Annotated in this window: 11 protein-coding genes and 1 pseudogene; all 12 read left to right on the top strand. The window is 63.8% G+C overall.

The annotated features are described in order from the left end of the window. The coding region (locus ACODSK_RS31540) for a DUF2345 domain-containing protein (protein ID WP_489021914.1) at positions 1 to 958 on the top strand (958 nt) is incomplete at its 5' end. Next, on the top strand, positions 955 to 1752 hold the full coding sequence (gene tla1 / locus ACODSK_RS31535; RefSeq protein WP_489021912.1) for a toxin Tle1 chaperone Tla1: 798 nt from the start codon (positions 955 to 957) through the stop codon (positions 1750 to 1752). The genes ACODSK_RS31540 and tla1, both read left to right, overlap by 4 nt. After that, positions 1742 to 2311: a Tli1a family immunity protein gene (gene tli1a, locus ACODSK_RS31530; protein ID WP_489021910.1), complete on the top strand. Its 570-nt coding sequence runs from the start codon at positions 1742 to 1744 to the stop codon at positions 2309 to 2311. The genes tla1 and tli1a (ACODSK_RS31530) overlap by 11 nt, the downstream gene beginning before the upstream one ends. After that, the gene (tli1a, locus tag ACODSK_RS31525) at positions 2308 to 2853 is read left to right on the top strand and encodes a Tli1a family immunity protein (RefSeq protein WP_489021908.1); all 546 of its coding nucleotides are present in this window, start codon (positions 2308 to 2310) and stop codon (positions 2851 to 2853) included. The genes tli1a (ACODSK_RS31530) and tli1a (ACODSK_RS31525) overlap by 4 nt, the downstream gene beginning before the upstream one ends. After that, positions 2850 to 3395 carry a Tli1a family immunity protein gene (gene tli1a, locus ACODSK_RS31520; RefSeq protein WP_489021906.1) on the top strand — a complete coding sequence of 182 codons (546 nt, stop codon included), beginning with the start codon at positions 2850 to 2852 and terminating at the stop codon, positions 3393 to 3395. The genes tli1a (ACODSK_RS31525) and tli1a (ACODSK_RS31520) overlap by 4 nt, the downstream gene beginning before the upstream one ends. After that, positions 3392 to 3904, top strand: a complete 513-nt coding sequence (gene tli1a, locus ACODSK_RS31515; RefSeq protein ID WP_489021904.1) for a Tli1a family immunity protein — start codon at positions 3392 to 3394, stop codon at positions 3902 to 3904. Before tli1a (ACODSK_RS31520) ends, tli1a (ACODSK_RS31515) begins: the two co-directional genes overlap by 4 nt. After that, on the top strand, positions 3892 to 6210 hold the full coding sequence (locus ACODSK_RS31510; RefSeq protein ID WP_489021903.1) for a T6SS phospholipase effector Tle1-like catalytic domain-containing protein: 2319 nt from the start codon (positions 3892 to 3894) through the stop codon (positions 6208 to 6210). Before tli1a (ACODSK_RS31515) ends, ACODSK_RS31510 begins: the two co-directional genes overlap by 13 nt. Next, entirely contained in the window at positions 6197 to 6784 is a 588-nt protein-coding gene (gene tli1a, locus ACODSK_RS31505) for a Tli1a family immunity protein (protein WP_489021901.1), read from the top strand. Before ACODSK_RS31510 ends, tli1a (ACODSK_RS31505) begins: the two co-directional genes overlap by 14 nt. Then, positions 6781 to 7326 (top strand): Tli1a family immunity protein, encoded by a 546-nt coding sequence (gene tli1a / locus ACODSK_RS31500; protein ID WP_489021900.1) that lies wholly within the window; start codon positions 6781 to 6783, stop codon positions 7324 to 7326. The genes tli1a (ACODSK_RS31505) and tli1a (ACODSK_RS31500) overlap by 4 nt, the downstream gene beginning before the upstream one ends. Beyond that, positions 7323 to 7580 (top strand): PAAR domain-containing protein, encoded by a 258-nt coding sequence (locus ACODSK_RS31495; protein ID WP_489021899.1) that lies wholly within the window; start codon positions 7323 to 7325, stop codon positions 7578 to 7580. Before tli1a (ACODSK_RS31500) ends, ACODSK_RS31495 begins: the two co-directional genes overlap by 4 nt. Next, a complete protein-coding gene (locus ACODSK_RS31490; RefSeq protein ID WP_489021897.1) occupies positions 7577 to 8692 on the top strand; it encodes a hypothetical protein in 1116 nt (371 codons plus the stop codon). The genes ACODSK_RS31495 and ACODSK_RS31490 overlap by 4 nt, the downstream gene beginning before the upstream one ends. Further along, positions 8676 to 9218 (top strand): annotated as a pseudogene (locus tag ACODSK_RS31485) (hypothetical protein); the annotation flags it as partial. The gene ACODSK_RS31490 and the pseudogene ACODSK_RS31485, both read left to right, overlap by 17 nt.

The raw sequence follows: 9218 nt of genomic DNA, 5'->3' as shown, positions 1-9218 counted from the left end.
CGTCGCCCGCGACAACAACACGCGCAACGTGCTGCGTACACCGAGCAACAACAAGCTGCGCATGGAGGACCAGAAGGGGCAGGAGCACATCAAGGTCAGCACCGAGTTTGCTGGCAAGAGCCAGCTCAATCTCGGTCACCTGGTGGGCAAGGACCGCAAGAAGCGCGGTGAAGGCTTCGAGCTGCGCAGCGATCACTGGGGCGTGCTCAGGGCGGGGAAGGGCCTGTTCATCAGTGCCGATGTCCAGCCCAAGGCCGAGGGCGAGGTGCTCGCCATGGAGCCTGCCATCGAGCAACTCGACAAGGCCGAACGGCAGGTCGAGGACTGGCGCAAGGTCAGCGCCGAGCACCACAGCCTGCAAGCGAACCTCGCCGATTTGCAGCAACTCAAGGCCAGCACCGGCGCCCTGCAGGACCCGGCCATCCTCCTCAGCGCGCCCAAGGGCGTCGCCGCCGTCACCCCGGCCAGCCTGCTACTGCAAAGCGGCGAATCCACCTACCTGCAAAGCCAGGGCGAACTCAACCTCGGCACCGCCCAGCGCCTGTTCGCCCACGCCGAACACGACATCTCCCTGCTGGCCCGCCAGCAAGGCATGCGCCTGGTCTCGGGCAAGGGCCCGCTGGAAATCGAATCCCACGGCGACCTGCTCAAGCTCATCGCCCAGCAGGACATCGACGTGCAATCGGTGCAAGGCCATGTGCAGATCATCGCCAAGAACGGCATCACCCTCGGTTGCGGCGGGGCAAGCATTCGCCTGACGCCGGAGGGCGAGGTGCTGATCCAGTCGCCGGGGTTGCTGGAGCTCAAGGGGCAGCACCGGCTCAGGCGGCCGGCGGGGGAGAGTTTCGAATTGCCGATTCTGCCGACGTCGGAGTTGCCGGGGGCGGTGTGTGAGGAGTGCATGGAAAAGGCCAGGGAAGACCTGATCGGCCTGGCACAAAGGGAGGCTCAGGTATGAGTGAAGTGCAAACGGAACGCTGGCTGCGACTGCTCGATCATTTCTGTACGCAACTGGACAGCCCTCATCTGGACTTGCTGATTGACCAGGCCGGTTGCCAGGAGCGGTTGCTGGAGGGGCTTCGCCAGTTCGAGCCGGCGATCTCCTTTCAACTGTTGTTCGAGGACATGCCCGAGAGTGGCATCGCCCACCTCGGCCCGTTGCTGGTGCGGATCGAACTGGCCCAGCCGCTGCACCGCTTCTGGCTGGAGGAACTGGTCGACACCTTCGCCATGGACTCACGGCTGCTGGCGCTGGTGTCCAAATGGCCTTTCGAGCGCCTGGCCGGCTACCTGCAGCAGTGCCTCGAAGCCGCCAACGGCGGAGCCGTCGGGGTCCTGCGCTTTTACGACCCGCGCCTGTTTCCGCTGCTGTTCAGCCATGTCCTCGATCCGCAGCAGCAACAGCAGTTGTTGCACCCGGCGCTGTGCTGGAGCTGGCTCGACCGCGATGGCCAGCCCGGCTACTTGCGGGGCGCAGCCGCCTCTGCGGCAGGCCCTGATCTGTTTCAGCCTTTCGAACTCGACGATCCCCAACTGCACCGGCTCGGTTGTGCCAGCGATGCCAGCCGCGCACTGACCCACATCGCGGGCCAGCTACCGGCGCAATGGAGCCCGGAGCAACGCTTCCAGGCCTGCTACAGGGCGATGCTGGAAGCCGACGAGGCCGGTTTGATGGCGGGTACCAAGCGGATTGCCTTCGTGCTGGAGCGGATCCGGGGCGAAGTGGAAGGAGGCAAAAAGCATGCGCACTGAATCGCAAAGGCCACCAGGGCGTGCGGCCATTTCACGGTTCGCAGCCTGTTGCGGGCTGGCAGCGGTGTTATACGGTCCCGCCGTGCAGGCCGGGATTCTCGAAGGGATCAACCATACCCACTGGGCGATCAACCGCTTCAGTGTCGACGGCCGTTCAGGGCTGGACAGTATCGGCCCCTGGCAGAGCGGCGGCGGTGGGCATTACAGCGTGCCCGGGCAATGGCAACCCGGCATGACCGTACGCGTCGCATGGGAAACCGGCATCGCTTACTCGGAGCACATTCCCAGTTTTGCCGACTGGCCTCGCTACCTGGAGTGGAAACGTCAGGTCAACGCGGAAAAACGCCGGCACTCCCGCGACGTTCCCGTCCCCGACTACAGGGGACAGGCCACTTGCGGGCTGACTGTGCACTTCCTGCCGTGCGACGAGATCCAGGTCACCACCTCGTGCCATGGCTATGGCAGCCCCGACTATCCGATCAAGACCGCGCTGGAGTTGCCCAAGCCGCAGTCCTGTCCGCTGGCCGAAGTGACTTCGGTAGAAGGGGACTCGCGATGAAAAAACTGATTCGAGGAAGCCTCGCGAGCCTTTTCGGAGTGGTCGGCGCCTTGCTCGTGCCGCTCGCCCAGGCCGGGATCATCGAGGGTGTGAACCATACCCACTGGGCGATCAATAGGCTCAGTGTCGATGGACGCACCGCACTGGATGTCATCGGGCCTTGGCAGACTGGCGGCGGCGGATACTACAGCGTGCCCGGGAAATGGCAGCCCGGGATGACGGTACGCATTGATTGGGAAACCGGTATTGGCAGCTCAGCGGGTTTTCCTGGGTTTGCGGATCGTGAAAAGTACCGGGCATGGGTGGCAAAAGCCGAAGCTCAGAAGCGTCAGCACAGCAAAGTCATCGCCGTTCCCGATTACACGGGAGCCGACGTGTGCGGCATCACCGTTCATTTCCTGCCTTGCGATGACGTCCAGGTCACCACCTCCTGCCATGGCTATGGCAGTCCTGACTATCCGATCAAGACCGCGCTGGAGTTGCCCAGGCCGCAGTCGTGCCCGCTGGTCGAAGTGACGTCGGTAGAAGGGGGCTCGCGATGAAAACCCTGATTCGAGGAAGCCTCGCGAGCCTTTTCGGAGTGGTCGGCGCCTTGTTCGTGCCGCTCGCCCAGGCCGGGATTATCGAGGGCGTGAACCATACCCACTGGGCGATCAACAGGTTCAGTGTCGATGGACGTTCAGCGCTCGACATCATCGGGCCTTGGCAAAGTGGTGGTGGCGGGCACTTCAGCATGCCGGCGAGATGGTCTTCCGGGATGACGGTAACCATTGCGTGGGAGACGGGTATCGCATACCCCGATGGTTTTCCCGGTTTTGAAAACCCCCAGGCGTATGACGCTTGGATTGCGCAGATCAAGGCGCAGAACAGGCAACTCAGCAAAGCCGTCGCCGTTCCCGATTACACGGGAACCGACGTTTGCGGCATCACCGTTCACTTCCTGCCTTGCGATGAAGTCCAGGTCACCACCTCCTGCCATGGCTATGGCAGTCCTGACTATCCGATCAAGACCGCGCTGGAGTTGCCCAGGCCGCAGTCGTGCCCGCTGGTCGAAGTGACGTCGGTAGAAGGGGGCTCGCGATGAAAACCCTGATTCGAGGAAGCCTCGCGAGCCTTTTCGGAGTGGTCGGCGCCTTGTTCGTGCCGCTCGCCCAGGCCGGGATTATCGAGGGCGTGAACCATACCCACTGGGCGATCAACAGGTTCAGTGTCGATGGGCGTTCAGCGCTCGACATCATCGGGCCTTGGCAAAGTGGTGGTGGGGGGCACTTCAGCATGCCGGCGAGATGGTCTCCCGGGATGACGGTACGCATTGACTGGGAAACCGGTGTTGCTTACGCCGACGGCTTTCCGGGCTTTGCCGATCGCCCCAGATACCTTGCATGGCTCGAAGAGGTCGATTCACAAACGCGGCAGCACAGCAAAGTGGTGTCGGTACCTGACTACAACGGTCAGGACGTTTGCGGCATCACCGTTCATTTCCTGCCTTGCGATGACGTCCAGGTCACTACCTCCTGCCATGGGTATGGCCGCCCTGGATATCCAATCACAACCCCTTTGCAATTGCCGGAGCCTAAGTCATGTCCGATGTGACCGTCGCCACTGTTTGCTATCCGCCACAATTTCCCTTGCAAGGACGGCTGCCAAGCCGGCCGGAACAAATCTACGCCAACCTGAATATCCAGCGTGAGCAGGAGCAGGACTATCAGGATGCCCTGAGCCTGGCGTCCGGCCATCGCGTGGCGCCGCCATGCTGCAAGACCCTGCATATCAGCCTGTTCTTCGACGGTACCGGCAACAACCTCAATCACGACCTGTATCTGGCCAGCACGCCAAGCCCGACCAATATCGGCCGTCTGTTCCGGGCAACCATCGGCAGTGGCTACGCCGGGGGAACCTCCCACAGTCCACTTTCCGGGGGCCTGACCGATCCGCCGGGGACTGGTCGCGGCCAGTATTTCAAGTACTACATCCCCGGGGTGGGGACTTCGTTCCCCGAGGTCAACGACCTCGATTTCACCATGTGGGGGCTGGCGTTTGCCAGGTGGGGCGAGGAACGGGTCAACTGGGGACTGCTGATGGTCATCGATGCCCTGCGCAGCGCCCTTGGTTTGCCTCGTCAAAGCGACCAGGAGCGGTTTCGCTCGGTCAGTGCCATGGGCACCGACTGGTTTCCCGGTGTCCAGAAACTGCAAGGCAGGTGGAACCGCAGGCGTGAACTGGACAAGCAGCTAGCCGCGTTGGAAAAGCCCCTGCGCCAGGCCATGGCCGCCGGCCAACCCGGGCGCTCGCGATTGCTGGGCATCCGCTTGTATGTCTACGGCTTTTCCCGTGGTGCGGCGACGGCCCGGGCCTTCGTCAGTTGGCTGGATCGCCTGCTGGAGGATGTCGACTCGGCGCCGGTGCTGGTGTTTGGCGACCTCCGGCTACCGGTCGAAGTGCAGTATCTCGGGTTGCTCGACACCGTTGCCTCGGTCGGCTTTGCCGATTCGGTCCCAGGGGCCGACGGACATATGGCCTGGGCCGACGATACCCAGGAACTGCCGCGCAGCCGACTGGTCAAGCGCTGCCTGCATATCGTGGCCAGTCATGAGCAGCGCCTGAGTTTTCCGCTGGGCTCCATCCGGCGTGAGGATGGTGGTTATCCGGAGAATTCCGTGGAGGTGGTACACCCAGGGGTGCATTCGGATCAGGGGGGAGGGTATCCGCCGGGGGATCAGGGGAAGGCAGTTGGCGAGAATGACCGTCTTCTGTTATCGCAGATTGCATTGAATGAACTATATGCGGATGCGTTTGCTAATGGGGCACCGTTGAAAGTGCCAAATCACGTGGTTCCGCAGGAATTGAAATCGCAGTCGTGGCGAGCCATGGCGTCCGATGTGTTATTGGGGTTTATTGTCGCTCCAGAGCTAGTCAAGCGTTTTAACGCCTGGCGCCAAGCAACCTTAGACCTTGCCTCAACCCCAGAACCTCTCCCGTTAGAGCAAATCGAAACCTACCAACCCATCCCGTCCGACAGAACGGTGGAAGCCGTCCTGCGCGACCAGCTCGGCTGGATCACCGCCTGGCGCATCGATCGCTATGCCTTCTCCACCCTGTTGACCCAACCTTTCTACCTCGCCGCCAGCGACACGGAAGCCCCTGAAGACAAGCGCGACGCCGCCGAGGACCGGCGTAACCAGAAGCAGAAGGAAGTGGAAAAACGCCGGGACGAGCAACGAGCCAGGGAGAAGCGCGAAGGCCTGCCGCGCAGGGCGTTGGAACCAGGGGTCAAGGATTTCGATCCGGACATGGGCCAGACCCAGTTGCGTGAAGCCGCCGAGGAGTTCGCCAAGACCTATCGCACGGAGCGTCTGGAGCCCTGGGCCATCGATCAGGTGCTGCGCATCGTTGGTATGCATCCGTCCTTTAGCGTTCTGGTCGCCAGCTACTCCAGGGCTGTCGAGCGCATGGAGCGCCAGTACATCTACCGCCTGGGACGTGAGCGTGTCAGCCGCCTGTTTCCGCCGCCCCGTGGCAGCGCTAACCACACCAGCCCGAAGCAACGGGGCGAAGTTCACGAGCACCTGAACGCCAATAAACCGGAAGGCCTGCTGCGCGCCTTGTTCGATGACCAGATCCACGACTCCCGCGCCTGGTTTCTCTACAGCTTGTTCGGGCGCGAGCCGCTGGGCGGCTACTTCGGTGAGCGCGTGGTGTTCTTCGGGACCACCCACAGGCGGATGCTGGCGGGGTTCGAGGAACGTTATGGCGAAATGTTCGGGCAGGATGGCTCTGTGCAGGGTATCCGCTCCGAAGAGGAAGAAGCCGAGCGCCTCTCCCGGGCGCTGGACCAGGTCGATGCCGACTGGGCGCGTTTCCAGGCCGGGCAGGCGGAGGTGAACGATGCTTCGGCCTGATAACGGAGGGAGGGCGAAGATTCGCCCCGGAAACCTGGTCCGCCCGCTGGTACTGACAGTCCTCTTCGGCATATCGGGCCTGTCCGCCACGAGCCAGGCAAAAGCCGGGATTCTCGAAGGGGTCAACCATACCCACTGGGCGATCAACCGGTTCAGTGTCGATGGACGCTCCGGACTGGACGTCATCGGGCCTTGGCAGACTGGCGGCGGCGGGTATTACAGCGTGCCCGGGAAATGGCAACCCGGTATGACGGTGCGAGTCGATTGGGAAACTGGAGTATTCAGCTCTGCTGGCTTTCCCGGTACAGCCGACTGGGAAAAGTTCCTGGCCTGGGAGCGAGAGATCCTGGCCCAAAAACGCCGGCACACGCGACTGGTTCCCGTCCCTGAGTACACCGACCACTCCACCTGCGGCATGACCGTGCATTTCCTTCCTTGCGATGAAATCCAGGTGACGACCTCCTGCTACGGCTATGGCCACCCCGACTACCCGATCAAGATCCCGCTGGAACTGCCGGAGCCACAGGCATGCCCGGCTGTTGATCACGAGCCCGCACAAGGAGCCGCACGATGAAGACCTGCACAGCTTCAATCCTGGCGGCGGTGTGTGGAGTGACTGCCGCGTTGTGCATGCCAGTTGCTCAGGCCGGGATTCTCGAAGGGGTCAACCATACCCACTGGGCGATCAACCGGTTCAGTGTCGATGGACGCACCGGACTGGACGTCATCGGGCCTTGGCAGACTGGCGGTGGCGGACATTACAGCGTGTCTGGGAAATGGCAACCCGGTATGACGGTGCGCGTCGATTGGACTACAGGCGTTGCTTACGACCCGTCACCAGGGTTTGGCGATTGGCCGAAATACCTGGAATGGGTAGAGAAAATAGACGCTCAAACTCGCCATCACAGTAAACAGGTATCCGTGCCTGCCTATACCGACCACTCCACCTGCGGCATGACCGTGCATTTCCTCCCTTGCGATGAAATCCAGGTGGCGACGTCCTGCTACGGCTATGGCCACCCCGACTACCCGATCAAGACACCGCTGAACCTGCCGGAACCGCAATCCTGCCCGGCCACCCCCAACCGTGCCTCGGCACAAGGAGCCTCCCTATGAAACCCCTGATCCGTCTCGGCGATACCCTGCACCCCTACGGCGGCGAAGTCCTCCAGGGCCGCTATGACTGCGACGGCAAGCCCGTTGCCTGCGAAGGCGACCGGGTGCGCTGCAACCTGCATGGCCTGACCGCCATCGCCGAAGGCAGCGACCTGATGACCATGGATGACCTGCCCGTGGCCCTGCATGGCCATCGCTGCAATTGCGGTTGTTCCCTGGTCAGTTCCATGCCCGACACCCTGGTGGAACCATGAAGCCGGCGCCGCATTTCGCTGCCTGGCCGCTGCGCCCGCCGCCACAGTACCTGCGCTGGATGGTCGGCGGGCTGGTGGTGCTGGCCCTGGTCGGTTGTGCCGGTGTGCTGCTGCGCCCGTGGCTGGAAGACTGGCTGCCAGCGCTCGGCGCCCTGGCCCTGATGTTGTGGTTGCTGGCGCTGCTGCTGCGGGTACTGGCGTTCCGCTTCAACCGGCATAACGCCGCGTGCTACGCCGATGCTGTGGCAAAGGTCGAAACCCGCTGGTGGAACCACCATCGACAACAGGCCGCGCTGCTGGAGATGGTGCTGATCGGCCCGGCCTGCAGCCAGCCCGACGACCGCGCCGGGCTGTTCGAGGCCGAGCGCAAGCCGCCTCAGACCACGACCGAGGAGGGCGGCCAGGTGTTGCGCTCGACCCAGGTGCTGGGCAAGGGCCAGGCCCGGCGCGAGCGGCAGTTGGCGCGACTGCTGGCGGTGCAGTTGCAGGCACAGCGCCGCGAGCCGTTCATCGCGCCCTTGCTGCACTGCTATTGGCAGGGCTCGGCCGAGGCCTGGCAGGTGTTTGCCGAGGAGACAGGGCGACGCTTCAACGTCGTGCTGCCCGACCAGCCGCGACCGTGGAAGGGCCTGGACAGCCTGGACGAGGTGATCGACGCCCTGCATCAGGTTGAGGGTGACGCCCTGGTGCTCTGCGCCGGCTGCGAATCGCTGGCGCGGCGCAAGGACAGCACGCTGCCCGGCGGCGAGGCGGCGTTGCTCTGGCTGCTGGGCAAAAGCGGTGGCGTGCGCATCGCCCGTGGCGAAGCCTTCGTCGCCGACGGCGACGCCTTGCCCGAGGTGGCCGAGCGTGCCTTGCGCCAGTGCCATCTGGACGCGCCGGCACAGGCCTGCGCGAGCTTTTCCCCGGCCCTGGCCGACCTCGGCTGGAACCCGCTGCCAGCCGCGCCGGCACTCAACTTCGGCGAACTGCAACAACTGGAGGCAGCGGTGGCCCTGAGCCTGGCCGCCGCCCATGCCCAACTCAACGCAATGCCCAGCGCCTGGCTGGCCAGCGACCCTTCATGCACCCTGGCCCTGGGAGTGGTGACACCTGATGACCCAACCTGCTGAAACTCCGAGATTCTCGCCCCTGCACACCGTACTGCTGCTGGCCGCCGCCCTGGCGGTGATCGTCGCCGTGGTTGCGGCGGGCTGGCACTTTTCCGACCCGCAACGCACGCCCTGGCAGGAACTGCTGCTAGTGGCCGGGCTGGCCTGGACCCTGCTGTTCATCATGGTGCTGCTGATCTGGCAGACCTTGCATGACGGCGTGCGCCGGCTGGTCGATCACAACCCGGTGGCACCGCCGCCACCGCCGCCGAAAAAGCCGGTCGAACCCAGGGTCAAACTGGTGGAAACCCTGCGCAGCCTCTACGGCCCCTTCTGGCGCCGCAAGACCCGCCTGCTGCTGGTCGCCGGCGAACCCGACCAAATCGAAGCCATCGCCCCGGGCCTCACCGAACAGCGCTGGCTGGTTGGCGAGCGCACCGTGCTGTTGTGGGCCGGCAGCCTGCGTAGCGATCCCGATCCCGCCGACCTCGTCCTGTGGCGCAGCCTCAGTCGCTGGCGCGGCCTGGACGGCCTGGTCTGGGCCCTG

The sequence above is a fragment of the Pseudomonas sp. FG98 genome (assembly GCF_057808595.1).
The sequence above is the reverse complement of the archived record's forward strand: the minus strand, read 5'-3'. Positions and strand labels throughout refer to the sequence as shown.

Bases quoted from the DNA above. Each gene is read 5' to 3' on its own strand.
- ACODSK_RS31495 (WP_489021899.1), top strand. From the start codon at position 7,323: ATGAAACCCCTGATCCGTCTCGGCGATACCCTGCACCCCTACGGCGGC.
- tli1a (WP_489021910.1), top strand. From the start codon at position 1,742: ATGCGCACTGAATCGCAAAGGCCACCAGGGCGTGCGGCCATTTCACGG.
- tli1a (WP_489021908.1), top strand. From the start codon at position 2,308: ATGAAAAAACTGATTCGAGGAAGCCTCGCGAGCCTTTTCGGAGTGGTC.
- tli1a (WP_489021901.1), top strand. From the start codon at position 6,197: ATGCTTCGGCCTGATAACGGAGGGAGGGCGAAGATTCGCCCCGGAAAC.
- tli1a (WP_489021904.1), top strand. From the start codon at position 3,392: ATGAAAACCCTGATTCGAGGAAGCCTCGCGAGCCTTTTCGGAGTGGTC.
- ACODSK_RS31510 (WP_489021903.1), top strand. From the start codon at position 3,892: ATGTCCGATGTGACCGTCGCCACTGTTTGCTATCCGCCACAATTTCCC.
- ACODSK_RS31490 (WP_489021897.1), top strand. From the start codon at position 7,577: ATGAAGCCGGCGCCGCATTTCGCTGCCTGGCCGCTGCGCCCGCCGCCA.
- tli1a (WP_489021900.1), top strand. From the start codon at position 6,781: ATGAAGACCTGCACAGCTTCAATCCTGGCGGCGGTGTGTGGAGTGACT.
- tli1a (WP_489021906.1), top strand. From the start codon at position 2,850: ATGAAAACCCTGATTCGAGGAAGCCTCGCGAGCCTTTTCGGAGTGGTC.
- tla1 (WP_489021912.1), top strand. From the start codon at position 955: ATGAGTGAAGTGCAAACGGAACGCTGGCTGCGACTGCTCGATCATTTC.